This window comes from Prosthecobacter gellanilyticus, from assembly GCF_007992435.1.
Lineage (GTDB): Bacteria > Verrucomicrobiota > Verrucomicrobiia > Verrucomicrobiales > Verrucomicrobiaceae > Prosthecobacter > Prosthecobacter gellanilyticus.
The window spans coordinates 1-14,794 of record NZ_BKAG01000053.1 but is presented as its reverse complement, the minus strand read 5'-3'; the positions used below and the strand labels follow the sequence as shown (position 1 = coordinate 14,794).

Genomic DNA, 14,794 nt, shown 5'->3' with positions numbered 1-14,794 from the left:
TGTTGCCCTGCATGTCCACCATGCCACCAAATTGTCGACCGTCAGGCGGAGTGAGGGCCTGGTCTGCGGCTGTGGAAATCGAAGTGGTCGACAGGACCAGTGCCAGGGCCATGCGGGCGACCCAGGACTGCAAAGATTGACGAAGGGGGGGCATCGTCTGCCCTACCTCAATCTACGGCTATTGTCATCTTCGCGATCAGATGAATAGGCCCTCGGGTTGAATTCCTGAGGGCCCGCTTCTTATCAGCTACTTGGAAGACTTTTTCTTCGCGGCCTTCTTGGCGGGCGCCTTCTTCACAGCGGCTTTTTTAGCAGGCGCTTTCTTGGCGGCAGTCTTTTTGGCCGCAGCCTTCTTCGCCGGTGCTTTTTTCTTCACAGGAGCTTCTTCAGGCTCCGCGCCTTCAGGCTGCCATGGCACGACAGGGGCGTCTCCCCACAGTTCTTCGAGTGCGTAGAATTCACGCTTCTCAGGTGACTGCACATGCACAAGCACGTTCGGGTAGTTCACGATGATCCACTGGCTCTCAAAAGCACCGTCGACAAACATCGGCTTCAGCCCTTGCTCCTCGCGCATCTGTACTACGATCTCGTCACGCACGGCGCGGAGTTGCGGTGAGGAACTGGCAGTGCAGATGACAAAGAAATCTGTCACTGGGGACAGTCCGCGCAGGTCCAGCAGCACGATGTTTTCGGCTTTCTTGTCGTCGGCATACTTGGCGCAGAGTCGCGCGGTTTCGAGGGCGTCCATGAGTGATTGATGAATGAGCGGACTGTGAGACCACTTTCGGCCCGCGCGCAAGCAAGCATGCATAGGATCAGTCACGGCATATCCTGGTGCTCAGCGGTCGAAATTCATTTTGCAGAAGATGAATAAAACGCTTGCGCAAGGAAGGTGTTCATCTACCATCCCGACCCGTTTCCAAACGGGAACACGTTCCTGAGTAGCTCAGCGGTAGAGCGGGTGGCTGTTAACCACTAGGTCGTAGGTTCGATCCCTACCTCAGGAGCCATCTATCCGGCAGAGTAGCTCAGGGGTAGAGCAGAGGACTCATAAGCCTTTGGTCGGGAGTTCAAATCTCCCCTCTGCCACCACCCCTTACTGGGGTTTGAAACAGGTGGCGAAACCACCTCGATGCAGAAGAGCTGATTTGGAAATCAAGCGAGCAAGCTGGAAGCTTGCGCCACCTTACTTCTCCGCCTCATACAGGGAGGCGATTCCCATCGTCAGGCGATGCGAGGTCACGCGGCTGAAGTCACACGAAGTCATCAATGACTCCATGTCGCGGCCAGAAGGGAAGCGCTCGATCGAGCTGCACAGATACTCATACGAGGCGCGCTGGCCTGTGATCCAGCCCGCGATGCGCGGCATGATGCGCTTCAGATAAAACAGATACGCCGGACGAATGAGCGGCAGTGTCGGAATGGAAAAATCCAGCACGAAGAGCGTGCCTCCGGGCTTCAGCACACGGCGCATCTCCTTCAGTGCCTCGGGCCATGAAGCCATGTTCCGCAAACCAAAGGCCACGGTGAGCACATCGAAGCTCGCATCTTGAAAAGGCAGGTTCATGCCATCCGCAGCCACCAAAGCTCGCAGTCCGCCTTTTTGCGCCTCACGCATCATCGGCACGGAGAAGTCTCCGCCGAGCACCTTGGCGTTTGGGCAGGCTTGCTGCACCGTCGTGGCCAGATCACCGCTGCCGGTGGCTAGATCAAGGATGCGGCTGGGCTTGCGTGCGGCCACAAGGCCTGCGGTCTTCTTCCGCCAGAGGACATCAATGCCAAGACTGAGCACATGATTGGCCAGCACGTAACGGCGGGCGATTCCCGCGAAGGCTTGTTTGACAAATCCGGCGTCTTGCATGGGCAAACACATCCCGTGTTAGGGGATGGTGCGCTTGAGAGGACTCGAACCTCCACGATGTTACTCACTAGAACCTGAATCTAGCGCGTCTACCAATTCCGCCACAAGCGCACGGATCTGAACGGGCCGTGATCATCCGCAGCCTGGAGGTTTACACAACTGAAAAGATGAAAATCTTCCCTTCTTTTTCAAAACAACCCTCTCGCGTTATTCCTTTCTCTCGCGGTGCCCCTTCTTGGATTCGGGTTCATGGATCAATCGTTCACTGCGAGAGGAAGGATTGACTCATGAGAAGGCAAACAGAAACGCCTCAGAAATCGAGGTAGATCTCTGCACGACGGTTCTTCGAACGTCCCTGGGGATCGTCCGAGCCATCAGCTTTCTCGTTCGGGCTCAGAGGCTGGGCCTTGCCCAGACCGGTGGTGATGATCTGCGCCTCGGCCACACCGAGACCCACGAGCTGTTCCTTAACCGTATCTGCACGCGAGCGGGAAAGGCGGATGTTGTAGCTGTCCGTACCCTTCGCGTCCGTGTGACCGGCGATGTGGAGCTTTTTGTTGGGGTCGGACTTCAGCAGGCCTGCCACGATCTCGAGTTGCTTCTGCGCGCGGGGATGAAGCTGCGCCTGATCATACTCAAAGTAGAGCGCCAGAGACTCACCACCTGAAGGATTCTTCACGATGGGTGTGTAAGGCACGCCCATTTTGGAGGCGGAAGCCGCAAAGGAACTGAGGATCTCGGAAAGGTTCAGACCCACCACACGCCACGGTTGGTCCTGACCTGCGCGTTGCAGTTCCAAGCCAAACTCGGTGCTTTGCTGTAGGCTTGGGGACTGCACCTGGGCGATGACCCAGGACACTTCGGGATTCGCCACGGTGATGATCATCGGTTTCGTGGGCTTGAACTCATACTGCCCCTCTTCAAACACGATGCAGAGACCGGCGAGACGTTCCGCAGGCACACGCTTTTCATCCACAAACTTGCGCGCTTCAGCGAAGTCATGTCTCAGCAAGGCACGCACGAAATCACTGCCAAAGCTCAGCGCATCATCGCCTTTGGAGACCGCAATGAGCGGCTTCCTGGCGGCATTGGCAGGCGGCTGGGCTGGGGATGTTGGTGCCGCAGCTGTACTTCCTGGTGCCTTCGGAGCCGCTCCAGGAGCTGACGGATTTGCCGTCATGGGAGCGGTGGGTGCCGGAGTCACAGGCAGCGCTGCGGCGAGCTCTTGAGGCAGCTCAAAGCGGGTGATCTTCCAGCCCATGCGTTCATCACGCTCCAGGTCGAGCTGTAAACGCAGTGGCGTGGTGCTGGTGCTGCCGGGCAGCGTGAAGGGCACGGCAACGCGGGTTTTGTTTTCCACCATGCCGAGAATCTCCACCTGGTCCTCCGTGCCGATCTTGGCTCCGAGATCCTTCACCATCTTCTCCAGCATCGCCGTCGCATCAGCGGCCTGGGTGGGATCAGCGGCGGCCACCAGACTGCCTGCACGGGCAAACTCACCTGCGGCCAGACTGCGCACCATTTCCTTGCCCAGGTCCAGAGGACGGGCAAAGCCGAAGGTGGGTGGCGGTGTGGCCGGCTTTTCTTCTGCCACACTTGGTGGAGCCATCGCGGCCTTGGCGGGAGCAGCAGCGGCTTCCGCAGCCTTTGTGGCAGCGGCTTCCTTCTCGGCGACCTCGGCCTGGGCCTGCGCCACTTCAGCCTGCTTCTTCTCCATGGCTGGTTTGGTGACGAGGAAGAACACCAGCGCGGCGATGACCAGAGCCAGCACGATGAGCATGACCGGCGAGACACGGCCGTTCATCCATCGTCGGGCACGCAGGGAAGGGAGTTGGCAGGAGGGCAGCATGAACCGGAAGGCTAAGGGTGGCAGCAGTAAAGATGCCATGCTCTCCGCCCTGTGTCCAAGCGGCTTTTCGTGGCGATTCCCCGTGTGGCGGCAGACGTGAGACTGCCGCTTTACTCTCGTTTGGACGACTTGCCGTAGTAGGGGAACTTGTCCCAGCCATCATAGGCCGGATCCACACGCGGGTCGTTCGTCTGCTTCATCCACTCATCCACCCGGGCGCGCAGTCGCTTCAGCGTCTCTGCATGGCTGGCATCGGCTGCCACATTGCTGATCTGGTGCGGATCCTTGCGCAGATCGTAGAGTTCTTCAGCGGGGCGCTTGCCAAAGATGAGCGCGATGTGTTTGGCAAAGGCCGGATCGTCCTGGTGGTCGAGCAGCACATCCTTCACGCGCGTGGTGTCCACATCGCCAAAGGGGCGATCATGGATGAACTTCACATCCGGATCTCCAGCGGGCCAGCGGTCCGGGCGCAGGTTGCGAATGTAAAGGAAGTCACGGGTGCGGATGGCACGCATGGGGTAGCTCAGGTTGTCATGCCGCACATTTGCGTGGCGTTCACGCTCGATGAAGATGGCATCACGCGATGTTGGATCAGCCTTTCCAAGCAGTAGATTCTTGACGCTATGCATGGACATCTCCGCCGGAGGTGTGAGGCCCGCGAGCTCAAGAAACGTTGGCCCGAGATCCGCCACATTCACAAACTCCTCCACTTTGCGTCCCGCACTGAGCTGCTTTCCCCAGCGCACCGCCAGTGGCACGCGCGAGCCAGAGTCATAGCAGTTCGCCAGACCGCGTGGCAACTGCCAGCCGTTGTCGCTCGTGTAGATGATCACGGTGTTGTCGAGCTGCCCAGCCTTCTCCAGTGTCGAGATGGCAGCGGCAGCTTCGTCATCGAGTTTCATGACTCCGCCGTAGTAGTTCATCAGATCGTCACGCACCTCGGGGCAGTCAGGCAACTCCGGTGGCACGGTGAGCCGGGTGGCATCGAGCTTTTGCTTCGCGAGATCGAGGCAGGGAAGTTTGCCGCCTTTCGTGGCGGTGTCGGTGTTGCCGAGCCAGAAGAAGAAGGGCTTCGTGGCATCACGCTTCGCGTGGAAGTCGGCGAAGTCCTTGAACTTCGGTCCCACGGGATTCTCCTGCCAGCCCGAGACTTCGTAGTTCCCCGGTGCCCAGGGCTTGCCGCTATAGCCGATGGCATAACCAGCCTCGCGCAGCAGTTGCGTGACCACCGGAGTATCCTTCGGAAAGCCGCTCCACAGGTTCGCCCGCTCGCCGATCTGATGCGCCGCCTTGCCGGTGATCAAACACGATCTTGTGGGTGAGCATGAAGGTACCGGATTGAAGGTGTGGGTGAAGAGCACCCCTTCACGCGCGATGCGGTCAAACGCCGGCGTCTTTGCCATCGGGTCTCCCAGGATGCCTGCCGTGGGCCATTTCCAGTTGTCGCCAATGATGAATAGAATGTTAGGCTGATTAGTGGCGTGCAAGACGCCGCAGAGCAGCGGCAGAGCGCAGGCCAGGATGATAAACAGACGGCTGATGCGTCGGGTGGATGGAGGGTTCATGCTTCAGGGTTTCTCTGGAATGATGCGGGAGAGTGCTTCCTCGAGCCGCTGACGCATTTCGAGGAGCTTGTCACGGCGCACCTCACTCTTGGCGAGGTTGCGATGCTCGTGTGGATCGTGGGCGATGTCGTAGAGTTCCTCGTCGCCGTTGTGGTAGCGGATCAGCCGCCAGTCACGCGTGCTGAGCGCATGGTTTCCTGGATCAATCGTGGTGACCACCGCGCGGTCGGTCTTCAAATCAGGATTGCTGATCAGTGGCGCGAGCGAGACACCGCTCAGGCCCTCTTTCGTTGGGAGATCACACAACTCGATGAGCGTGGGATAGAGATCCACAAGGCTCACCGGTTCGGCGCACACCTTGCCGCGCACAGCCTGCTGGCTTCGCGGTGGGACGATGATCAGGGGCATGCGTGTCGACTGCCGCCAGGCGGTCCATTTGCCCCAGTGCTGCTTGTCGCCTAGCTGCCAGCCGTGATCGCTCCATAGCACGATCCAGGTGTTGTCCGCGCACGCGGAGGCATCGAGCTTCGTGAGCAAGCGGCCGATCTGGCGGTCCACGAATCTGACGCAGGCCAGATAGGCCCGCACGGCCTCGCGCCACTGCTGGTGTTTTACGACAAGTTCGTGCGTGCCCGCAGTGATGGGATCAAGCGCGAACTGTCGCGCCACTTCACCGAGGTCATCCAAGTCATTCGCATCGGTCTCGGGCAACACGATATCCTTGGTGGGTGGCAAGGCATCGAAGTCCTGTTTGGGGGCAAAGAGGGGAATATGAGGCCGGTAATAGCCGACACCTAGAAAGAGAGGTTTCGTGTGCGGTGTGTCCAGCTTTTGCATCGCCCAGTCGGTGATGCGCGTGTCACCCATCTCGTCATCTGGCACCTCCACAGAACCCCAGTCGAAGGATTCGCCCTCTCTGCCATCGGCGTTTCGCTCGCTCGGCAGGCCGTTGAGCGGCAGCACCCAGTCACGTGCACCTGGACCACCTGTGATGATGTGCTTCGGGTGCTCGCTGCCCTTGCTCGGCAGTTCGGCATCCGTGTAGCTCGCCTGCTTCTGCGTGAAGGGGCTCCAGCGCTGTTCGGTCTCAAAGTAGTCGTCAAAATATCGCGGACCGTTTGAGTGGTAGATCTTGCCTGCGCCGAGAGTTTCGTAACCTGCGGCTGCCAGATGCACCGGCAGTTGCAGGTCCTTGGCGGGCGGCTTCCCCTGGGTCTTGCCCCAGTTGCTGAAAACCCCGGTCTGGTCCGGATGGCGTCCGCAAAGCAGTGCTGTGCGCGAGGCCAGGCACACGGGGGCTGCGCAGTGGGCATTGGTAAAAAGGACCCCACGCTGCGCCAGCCGGTCCATGTTCGGTGTCTGCGCCTGAGGATGGCCTTTCATGCAGCCGATCCAGTCATTGAGATCATCCACGGCGATGAAAAGAACGTTAGGCCGTGCTGCTTCTGCGCGGGCGCTGCCGGACATGCACCCCACTCCAAGCAGGAAAGCGAGAAGTCGTGTTTTAAAGCTCATGGCTTGGGAGAGATTTTTTCCAGGGTCATCCGCGCATCGCCGACAGTGACGCCGGTGACATAGACGATTTTCTTCGTGGCCACCGGCATCTCTTTCTCAAAGGCAGTCAGCTTGCGCTCGTCGTCAAGGTGCCATTCGGGATGGTAGATGCCTGTCTTGAAGTAGGGCGTGTAGTCCACTCCGATGGTGCCATACACGTTCGGTCCTGTGCGCTCCATCATGAGCTTGCCGTCCTTCCAGATTTGCAGTAGGCCGTCATCCTCGGGCGACCACTTCGCGTGAATGACCCACATGCTCCACACGCCACGCTGCACAGGTTCGTCGAGTTCGACCTTGGTGCGACCTGGCTTGTCTTGCGGAGAGCCGAAATGCTGTCTGACAAACCAGCGGTCGTTCGCGACAGAGATCGCCAGATTGGGATGAGTGGGCCGCCAATTTCCGGGAATGCCATGCCATTGCATGACGATGTCATCTCCCTTCGCCGGATCAAAAACCCACTCGTCTGGAATGAGCAGTCTCACTGCATACCACCGCTCCTGAAATCCTTTTTCAGACGGTAGTGAGATCTCGGAGCGAAATGAATCCGGCGCCCGCTGCACCACCATGCGCACGGCCATCTTTCCTTCCGCCAAGCCTGGCGCATCCACCACGGAGACACGTTCAGGTGTCGGCTTGGCGAGCTCGTACTGGTCGTTCTCAGAGAAGTTCCAGCTATCCAGCCTGCCGGACCGAAAATCGTCATGGAAGAGGACGGCTTCACCTTGATGGAAGACATCGGAAACGCGCAGCCGGCGAGAGGGCGTGAGGTCGTCAGCGGCGGGAACTGCACCTGCAAACAGCAGGCTGTTGAAGATGAGAAGAGCGAGGCGTGTTTTTCGAGGCATGGAAGGTGGCGACTTTCTCTTTCCACGCCGTCCTCCAAATATGACGAATAATTTTCTCCTCAGTCCTATCAAGGGAGCTTCCTGACCGCCAGGCCATACATGAAAGGTTTGTTGTTAGGCGCGGCGGGATTCATGGGAGAGCCAAGCGTCACGAATCCCGGCGCACTGATGCGGCGCTTCCACACGGCAAAGGTGTGGTAGGCGCGGTCATCCTGATAAAAACGGGTCTCTTCTTCAGGAGGAGTGTCACGGGGTATCCATGGGCCGGAGCGCAGTTGATAGCCGGTGTCCTGATAGTCCTTCTGCACCCATTCCGGGGCTGGGGCGCGGACGTGGACCATGACATAGAGATCACAGGGCTGGGTGATCTGAAGGGTGATCTGAAGGTCCGCTTCATAGCGGTCAATGCTGAAGGTTCGGATCAGGTCCGCACCTTCCAGTTCTTTGGGGAAGGCTTGTCCCTTCATGGCATGCCAGGTGCGTGTGTGTCCGGTGGTGTAAACCCCAGCGCCTTCACCCATGCCAGCGCGCACGAGTCCGTAGTAGCCTCGGAAATCAATGTCCGTCACGTTGTCGCTCGCTGCGGTGACCACATCGGAACTCTGCTGGGCATCCAGTGATCTCGCATCCGCGCTGAGGGCGATCATTTTCAAGCGCGCCGGCTTGCGTGCCTTGCTGATGCGCACGGCATCACCCGCATTCAGCGTGACCTCAGGAGCCTTGTGCTTGGAGGATGGCTCATAAACTTCCACGGTGCCCTCAAACACGGCCACATCCGTGGATTGCGCCGGACTGGCCGAAACGCCGAAGCGCGTGCCGAGATCCACCACATGCGCGTCAGCGGTGTCGACGATGAAGCCCTTGGCCTGCGTTCCCACATCAGCGGTTAGGCTGCCGTGAAGCAGGCGGACGTGCATCGAGTTCAGCAGCTCAAGCTTCGCCGGTCCTTTCAGGTCCACCACCGCTCCTGAGGCAAGTTTGATGCTTAGCGTGCCCTCGGCGATCTCGATCTTTCGTTCCATCAGATGTTCGCCCAGCTCGTAGCTCGATCCCTGGACGGCGATCACTTCAAAGTAGGCGCCACTTTGCCACCACAGCGTGGCTAGAGTCCCTGAGAGCAGGATTACCGCTGCTGCTGCGAGCGCCATCCATCTCTGCGGCTTCCACCGCACACGTTGAGGCTTGGCTTCCGCGCGCGAAGGATCGGCGAGGTGAGCACGCCCGTGCTGCCAGCTCAGCATGGCGTGGATCTTCATCTGCTCGATGTACTCCCGCCGTGCCGCCTCGGATTCATCGAGAATCTGCGCGAGCTGCGCGCTCTCGTGCTCAGTGGCAGAGCCCTCGATCTGCGCCTGGCAGAGCCTTTGAAAGGTCTCCTCGTTCATCACGATGAGGCCTCCTTTCCAAGAGTGAGCTCCACACAGGCCGCCAGGGCCTTGCGCAGCCGGTAGAAGAGCGCGGAAGCTGCATTCTCTGCCATTTGAAGCTTCGCGGCGATCTCCTGCACCGGCTCTCCACGACCGTATCTCGCGGCCACCAGTTCACGCTGCCGTGGTGGCAGTTTCTCCACGCATCCTTCCAGGGCCGTGAGCTCCCGCTCCGCGTTTTCCTCCACCGATTCAAACAAGTCGGCAATCTTCAGCATCAGCTCCTCCTGAAACACCAGTCGTGACCGTGCCTGGCGCGTGCGCCATGACAGCACCTCATTCCGCGCAAACACATAAGCCCAGCGCAGGAAGGGCTGCTCAGCATCATACAAAGCCGCTTTTCGGCAGAGCTTCAGATTCGTCTCCTGCAACACGTCGTTCGCCTGGTCCAGCCCGCCCATCAGGGACACGATGTAGGCATACAGCGCCCCCTGTGACGCCGTCAGGCGGGTCACAAATTCAGCAGGCAAACCTCCGGGTTCGGCATGAGACATGGCAGTACTATCCACACTGTGGCCTGAATCTGACGATTCTTTTTTGGCCGATAAAGCAGGGACGGTCACTCAGCCTGCCAAACTCCGTCCAGCTGGATGCCATCTTCACCCTTCTTGTAGCGGGCGAGGAGTGTGGTTGGACCCTGGGGCTGTTCCACAAGGAGTGTACTGCCCGTGGCAACGGCCGCGGCGATGGCGTTCTGCCATTGGCCGTCTGATACCGCATCTTCAAGCCGTGTCTCCGTGCCATGTATCACCCACTGCCTGCCTCGTCCTTTGAGACGCAGTAGGTTAGGCCAGCCAGGGATGTCCAGTCCGGCGATCACACTGCCCGGAGGCAGGGGCGATGGATCCATGAACCAGGCCCTCGAGACGATCTGCCGCAGGTGATCGAGGTGACTGCCGCGAATGTCCGTGATCCAATAGTGCGACAAAGCTGGCAGATTTAGCAGGGCGGACCACGCGGGATCATTCACCCACTTCAGCGAACTGGCGATGACCTTCCAGCCACTCTCATCATTGCCACGCAGGATGACATTGAAGACATCCGGCGTGACTTCATCAGGCGTGACCTTCGGCTGCCAGTGCTGGAGGAAGGTGAGAAGCGTGGGCTCGAAGCGAGCTTTCTCCAGCCGTGTCCGCCAGCGCTGGGCCGCGGCCTGCCAGAGCGTGAGTTCATGACCTAGCGGCCGCAGATGCTTCAGCAGCGCTTTGGGCACGTCCGCAAGCCTGCCGGTCTCAGGAGTGATCTGCGGATCACCCAGGCAGGTGGTAAAACTCTCAGGCAAGCTCATAGCAGGCTGGATCAGCCCTGAAGGAGTAACGTCTCAGCTCGCTTTGTCGATCAGCTTGGAAAACTCCGAGAAGAAGTATTTCGCATCATTCGGGCCAGGAGCGGCTTCGGGGTGATACTGCACGCTCAGCACAGGTGCCTCACGATGCCTCATGCCTTCGATGGTACCGTCGTTCAGATTGATATGCGTAACCTCGACGTTCGAGGGCAGGGTGCTCGGGTCGATGGCGAAGCCATGGTTCTGTGCGGTGATGCTGACCTTGCCGCTGCGCAGGTCTTTCACCGGCTGGTTGCCGCCGCGATGGCCGAATTTGAGCTTGAAGGTCTTGCCACCATACGCGTGGCCGAGAAGCTGGTGACCCAGGCAGATCGCGAAGATCGGTGTCTTGCCGATCAGCTGCTTCACCTCTTCATGGATGTAACCGAGCGCGGCGGGATCGCCAGGGCCGTTGGAGAGGAACACACCATCTGGATTCTTCGCGAGCACGTCGCTGGCCTTCGTGGTGGCAGGAACCACTTCCACGCGGAAGCCGGCCTGGCGCAGGCTGCGGAGGATGTTCTTCTTGATGCCGAAATCGTAGGCCACGATGTGATGACGGGCCTCAGGCAGCGGACGAAAGGCGCCGGTCGGACCGCCTTCGCGGTTTTGGCTCGGGCTGGGGATGTCCCACTCGCGGCTGTCGGTGTCTTCGGGGTCCCAAAGATAGGCTTTCTTGGTCGTCACTTCCTTGACGTAGTCACTGCCGCTCATCGGCGGGCTCTTCTTCGCGGCCTCGATCGCCTGCTCGACCGTGAGTTCGGTGGTGATGACGGACTGCATGGCACCGCGGGTGCGCAGGTGCTTGGTCAGCGCGCGGGTGTCGATGCCCTGGATGCCGGGGATGTTGTAGCGGGTGAGGTAGTCGTGCAGAGACTCAGTGCTGCGCCAGTTGCTCGGCACATCGCAGAGTTCCTCGATCACGAAGCCGCGCACATGCGGCTCGGCGCTCTCATCATCCAGGAGGTTGATGCCGTAGTTCCCGATCATGGGATAGGTCATCGTCACGATCTGGCCGCGGTAGGAAGGATCTGTCAGCACTTCCTGATAGCCTGACATGGAGGTGTTGAAGCAGGCCTCGCCATTGGTTGTGCCTGCGGCACCAAAGGATGTGCCTTCAAAATACCGTCCGTCTTCAAGTGCCAGGATTGCTTTCATCAAGTGTGTCAAAAGTGGGTGGGGGAAGTCCCTTCCTGGATGGAAGAAACCGCGCCACCTAGCGCGGCTGTACAGGGATTGCAAATACTGGGTGTTTAACTTCTGTTCCCTCGCGAATTTTCTTTCCTTTGATCCCGCGATTTTGAGAATGGCGGCAAGAGTTCCCCCCGCTCGAAAATGACTTCCGCCGCCGCCACAGTCCTCCTTGCCCGTACTCATGGGCAGGCGTTCCGGCACCGCGTGGAGGAGCTTTTGGCCAAAAACCGCCTCATGGTGGCCACGATCTGCGGTTTCCTGCTGCTTTACGGGGTGGCTGCCTACATCCTGGTGTCCCGGGGGCTGGGCTTCATCCACCGCACACCGCTCTTCGGGCCTTTGCTGACAGAGCGTCTGGTTTACCTGCTGTTCTTTTTCTTCTTTGTGATGCTGGTGATTTCGAATGCCACGATCACCGGCATGGGCCTTTTCCGGCGGAAGGACATGGAGTGGCAGGTGGCCCTGCCTGTGCCGGAGCGCAGCCTGGTCCTGTGGAAGACGCTGGAAGGCATGACGCTAGCCAGCTGGGGCCTCATCGTGCTCAGCGCGCCCATTCTGCTGGCTTTGGGGCAGCTTTTTCACAGCGGGCCCATGTTTTACCTCCTTGGCTTGCCCTCGTTGATCTGCCTGGTGACCATCTCGGCGAATGTCTCCACCTGGGCTCTGCTGTTGCTGGTGCGGTTCGCCCGGCGCTGGTGGTGGCGCGTGGTCATCGGGGCAGGGTTGGTTTTGCTCGGGGTGACCTTCCAGCGCTTCTGGGTGGAGGTGCCGGAGAGCGTGCGCGGAGGGGACATCATGACCAGCCTGCATGATGTGCTGCGCCACACGGAGATGTGCATGCATCCGCTGCTGCCCAGCTCGTGGGTGGCAGAGTCGCTCTTTGCAGCCAGCCGGGGCCTGCATTCCCAGGCGGTTTTTTATGTCGTGGCCCTGCTGGCAAATGCTCTTTTTACCTTGGTGGTCACGGCACGGCTGGGGCACTCCATGTTCTACCCGGCCTGGCATCGTGTCATGACGGCGGCCCCGTCGGCGCAGGGCAGGAAAGGGGAGCTGGCCTGGTTCAAGCAGCCTCAGGCCAGGGCCAAGGCCAGGTCTGAGATGTGGGGGAAGCTCCTCGGCCTGGATCGTGCCTCCTTTGCCCTCCTGGCCAAAGATGCCCGCACCTTTCTGCGCGAGCCGACCCAGTGGGGCCAGTGTGTGCTCATCTTCGGGCTGCTGCTCATGTACAGCTCCAATCTCAAGCGCCTCGGTTATGACCTGCAAAACCCCTTCTGGACCCTGGTCATCAGCCATCTGAACCTGCTCGTCTGCTGTCTGGCTCTTTCCACCCTCACCACGCGCTTTGTGTTTCCGCAGTTCAGCATGGAGGGGCAGCGTTTGTGGATTCTCGGTCTTTCGCCGGTGCCTTTGGAAAAGTTCATGGCGCTGAAACTCAGGGTGATCGCAGGGGTGCTCTCGCTGCTGACCACGCTGCTGGTGGTGATGTCCGGCATCTCGCTGGAGCTCCCGTTTCGCCGCGCGCTCTTCTTCAGCGGCTCGGTGATCATGCAGAGTTATGGACTGACGGCCCTCTCCCTTTCGCTCGGGGCCATGCTGCCGAACTTCCGTGAGCCGAACCCCGCGCGCATCATTTCTGGCTTCGGCGGCACCCTCTGCCTCATCGGCAGCTTCCTGTATATTCTCGGCAGCGCAGCGGTGCTGGCGCTGCCAGATGTGATCGCCTGGAAGGCGACGGTACAGAAGACTCCCTTCACGCAACAGCAGGTCATGACCGGTGAAATCGTGGCATTACTGTTCGTCTTTTTTCTGACGATACTGTTCGGAGGAATACCATGGTGGGTCGCGAAAAAGAAGACGAAAAACCTGGATTATTTAAGAGAGCTGTAATACTCATATCGCTAAATCAAAATTTTAGCGATTACCATGTCTCGCAGACCTGCCACTCCCGTTGCTCCGTCCTCGGCATCCAGTACCAGCGCTGTCCTCGACTCGCCCGAGGACAATGTCATGCGTTTCGATAGCGCACCCGAGTTTTCCTTCCGTCAAAATGACGATGACTCCATGGAGGACATGGAGCAGCAGGTGAAGGAAGCCCAGCATCGTCTCGCCGCCCTCCGTGCCCAGCAGGAGGAAGTGGAACGCCAGAAGCAGATCCTCGAAGCCCTGCGCCAGAAGCAGGACCGCTTCATCTCTGGCAAGAAAGAGGTCACCGAAAAGCTTGAGCGCGCTCTGCGCTCCATCATGGACGAGCTTGATGAAGCGCGCCGCCGTGTCGAGGACCTCTCGCTCACACAGCAGGATTTCGAAGACCGCATGGAGGAGCTGAAGACCTATCTGCCAGAGCGCTGGCAGCGCAGCCAGCTCGATCATGAGCTGGACCGCGCGCTCGCCTCTCTGGACGATGCCGAGACCAGCTATGAAAAAGGTGTGCGCCGCCTCATGCAGCATCGCAACTCTGCGCCTGCGGAGACCGCCATGCCCGTGTCGCCGATCCACACTGCCCTCGCCTCCCAGCAGCAGGAAGACGAAGTGAATGAGGTCGAGCCTGCCCGCCGCCCGCTCTTTGCCTCCAGCCAGGATGACCTTCTGACCTGGGTGCGCCGTGGTTTCGCCTTCAACGCCGCTCTCATCGGTGCCCTGGTGATCCTGCTCATTCTCGCCCGCATGATGTTCTGATTCTGTCCTTCAAAAACTCCCATCGTTCAGCTCTCCCGATATGAACAAAAAAGTTCGCGCCTCGCGCTCCCGCTACGTCTCCGATCTGCTGGCAGAACCCCTGCCAAGCGCCAAGCCCACCAAGTCCCGCATCCGTCAGCTCGAGTCCCGCTCCCGTGAGCTGGATGACGAGATCACCCGCCTGGAGTGCAGCATCGCCGCCGCTCCTGTAGCCATGCGCCAGCGCCGTCTTGCGACGCGCAACACGCTCCCGGCTCCCGAGCCTACTTTCTCCCGGACCAAGCGCACCGCCAACGGCCGCGTGCCGCAGGTGCAGCGCCGTGCCCGCCGCAATGCCCGCATGGGCAAGCTGGTGGAGCTCCTGGTCGTCTTCGGCGTTCTCGCCGCCGCCCTGGGCTGGATGAACCAGTGGCTGCACTGGTGGAACTAAAACAAGTCACCGTGAGTTGGTTGCCTTGTCTTGGCGGGGCTGGATGAAGCACTCTTGTGCATCTCCAGC

General features: G+C 59.8%; 13 protein-coding genes and 3 tRNA genes. 5 read left to right on the top strand and 11 right to left on the bottom strand.

What is annotated here, in order from left to right; all coding sequences use genetic code 11:
• Positions 1-247: 247 nt before the first annotated feature.
• Positions 248-748, bottom strand: a complete 501-nt coding sequence (gene rsfS, locus BGE01nite_RS24225) for a ribosome silencing factor (RefSeq protein ID WP_170267021.1) — start codon at positions 746-748, stop codon at positions 248-250.
• A gap of 187 nt (positions 749-935) precedes the next feature.
• Between rsfS and BGE01nite_RS24220 the strand changes: the two genes are divergently transcribed.
• Positions 936-1,010 (top strand) — tRNA-Asn (locus BGE01nite_RS24220).
• A 7-nt stretch (positions 1,011-1,017) separates the two neighbouring features.
• Positions 1,018-1,092 (top strand) — tRNA-Met (locus BGE01nite_RS24215).
• A 94-nt stretch (positions 1,093-1,186) separates the two neighbouring features.
• Here BGE01nite_RS24215 and BGE01nite_RS24210 read toward each other — a convergent pair.
• The 10 genes from BGE01nite_RS24210 to carA all read right to left on the bottom strand — a co-directional run bounded on the left by BGE01nite_RS24210 (position 1,187) and on the right by carA (position 11,583).
• A complete protein-coding gene (locus tag BGE01nite_RS24210; RefSeq protein ID WP_146854609.1) occupies positions 1,187-1,861 on the bottom strand; it encodes a ubiquinone/menaquinone biosynthesis methyltransferase in 675 nt (224 codons plus the stop codon).
• Positions 1,862-1,887: 26 nt separating this feature from the next.
• Positions 1,888-1,972, bottom strand: a tRNA-Leu gene (locus BGE01nite_RS24205).
• A 199-nt stretch (positions 1,973-2,171) separates the two neighbouring features.
• Entirely contained in the window at positions 2,172-3,710 is a 1,539-nt protein-coding gene (locus BGE01nite_RS24200) for an OmpA family protein (protein WP_170267020.1), read from the bottom strand.
• A 110-nt stretch (positions 3,711-3,820) separates the two neighbouring features.
• Positions 3,821-5,275: a sulfatase family protein gene (locus tag BGE01nite_RS24195; protein WP_146854605.1), complete on the bottom strand. Its 1,455-nt coding sequence runs from the start codon at positions 5,273-5,275 to the stop codon at positions 3,821-3,823.
• 3 nt (positions 5,276-5,278) lie between these two features.
• The gene (locus BGE01nite_RS24190) at positions 5,279-6,742 is read right to left on the bottom strand and encodes a sulfatase (RefSeq protein ID WP_246145791.1); all 1,464 of its coding nucleotides are present in this window, start codon (positions 6,740-6,742) and stop codon (positions 5,279-5,281) included.
• A gap of 44 nt (positions 6,743-6,786) precedes the next feature.
• Complete coding sequence (locus BGE01nite_RS24185; RefSeq protein WP_146854601.1) at positions 6,787-7,674, bottom strand: polysaccharide lyase family 20 protein; 888 nt, start codon at positions 7,672-7,674, stop codon at positions 6,787-6,789.
• 68 nt (positions 7,675-7,742) lie between these two features.
• On the bottom strand, positions 7,743-9,059 hold the full coding sequence (locus tag BGE01nite_RS24180) for a FecR domain-containing protein (RefSeq protein ID WP_146854599.1): 1,317 nt from the start codon (positions 9,057-9,059) through the stop codon (positions 7,743-7,745).
• Positions 9,059-9,595: a sigma-70 family RNA polymerase sigma factor gene (locus BGE01nite_RS24175; RefSeq protein ID WP_146854597.1), complete on the bottom strand. Its 537-nt coding sequence runs from the start codon at positions 9,593-9,595 to the stop codon at positions 9,059-9,061. The genes BGE01nite_RS24180 and BGE01nite_RS24175 overlap by 1 nt, the downstream gene beginning before the upstream one ends.
• Positions 9,596-9,660: 65 nt before the next feature.
• Entirely contained in the window at positions 9,661-10,389 is a 729-nt protein-coding gene (locus BGE01nite_RS24170; protein ID WP_146854595.1) for a hypothetical protein, read from the bottom strand.
• 33 nt (positions 10,390-10,422) lie between these two features.
• Complete coding sequence (gene carA, locus BGE01nite_RS24165) at positions 10,423-11,583, bottom strand: glutamine-hydrolyzing carbamoyl-phosphate synthase small subunit (protein WP_146854593.1); 1,161 nt, start codon at positions 11,581-11,583, stop codon at positions 10,423-10,425.
• 177 nt (positions 11,584-11,760) lie between these two features.
• On the opposite strand from carA, the gene BGE01nite_RS24160 reads away from it, so the two are divergent.
• From BGE01nite_RS24160 to BGE01nite_RS24150, 3 genes are read left to right on the top strand one after another with little or no spacing between them, the layout of a single operon-like run.
• Entirely contained in the window at positions 11,761-13,506 is a 1,746-nt protein-coding gene (locus tag BGE01nite_RS24160) for a putative ABC transporter permease subunit (RefSeq protein WP_146854591.1), read from the top strand.
• A 36-nt stretch (positions 13,507-13,542) separates the two neighbouring features.
• On the top strand, positions 13,543-14,295 hold the full coding sequence (locus BGE01nite_RS24155; protein WP_146854589.1) for a hypothetical protein: 753 nt from the start codon (positions 13,543-13,545) through the stop codon (positions 14,293-14,295).
• A gap of 40 nt (positions 14,296-14,335) precedes the next feature.
• The gene (locus BGE01nite_RS24150; RefSeq protein ID WP_146854587.1) at positions 14,336-14,725 is read left to right on the top strand and encodes a hypothetical protein; all 390 of its coding nucleotides are present in this window, start codon (positions 14,336-14,338) and stop codon (positions 14,723-14,725) included.
• Positions 14,726-14,794: the final 69 nt, after the last annotated feature.

Coding starts and splice junctions, on each gene's coding strand:
- BGE01nite_RS24190 (WP_246145791.1), bottom strand. CDS start 6,742: ATGTCCGGCAGCGCCCGCGCAGAAGCAGCACGGCCTAACGTTCTTTTC.
- BGE01nite_RS24195 (WP_146854605.1), bottom strand. CDS start 5,275: ATGAACCCTCCATCCACCCGACGCATCAGCCGTCTGTTTATCATCCTG.
- carA (WP_146854593.1), bottom strand. CDS start 11,583: ATGAAAGCAATCCTGGCACTTGAAGACGGACGGTATTTTGAAGGCACA.
- BGE01nite_RS24160 (WP_146854591.1), top strand. CDS start 11,761: ATGACTTCCGCCGCCGCCACAGTCCTCCTTGCCCGTACTCATGGGCAG.
- BGE01nite_RS24150 (WP_146854587.1), top strand. CDS start 14,336: ATGAACAAAAAAGTTCGCGCCTCGCGCTCCCGCTACGTCTCCGATCTG.
- BGE01nite_RS24200 (WP_170267020.1), bottom strand. CDS start 3,710: ATGCTGCCCTCCTGCCAACTCCCTTCCCTGCGTGCCCGACGATGGATG.
- BGE01nite_RS24210 (WP_146854609.1), bottom strand. CDS start 1,861: ATGCAAGACGCCGGATTTGTCAAACAAGCCTTCGCGGGAATCGCCCGC.
- BGE01nite_RS24170 (WP_146854595.1), bottom strand. CDS start 10,389: ATGAGCTTGCCTGAGAGTTTTACCACCTGCCTGGGTGATCCGCAGATC.
- BGE01nite_RS24180 (WP_146854599.1), bottom strand. CDS start 9,059: ATGAACGAGGAGACCTTTCAAAGGCTCTGCCAGGCGCAGATCGAGGGC.
- BGE01nite_RS24155 (WP_146854589.1), top strand. CDS start 13,543: ATGTCTCGCAGACCTGCCACTCCCGTTGCTCCGTCCTCGGCATCCAGT.
- BGE01nite_RS24185 (WP_146854601.1), bottom strand. CDS start 7,674: ATGCCTCGAAAAACACGCCTCGCTCTTCTCATCTTCAACAGCCTGCTG.
- rsfS (WP_170267021.1), bottom strand. CDS start 748: ATGGACGCCCTCGAAACCGCGCGACTCTGCGCCAAGTATGCCGACGAC.
- BGE01nite_RS24175 (WP_146854597.1), bottom strand. CDS start 9,595: ATGTCTCATGCCGAACCCGGAGGTTTGCCTGCTGAATTTGTGACCCGC.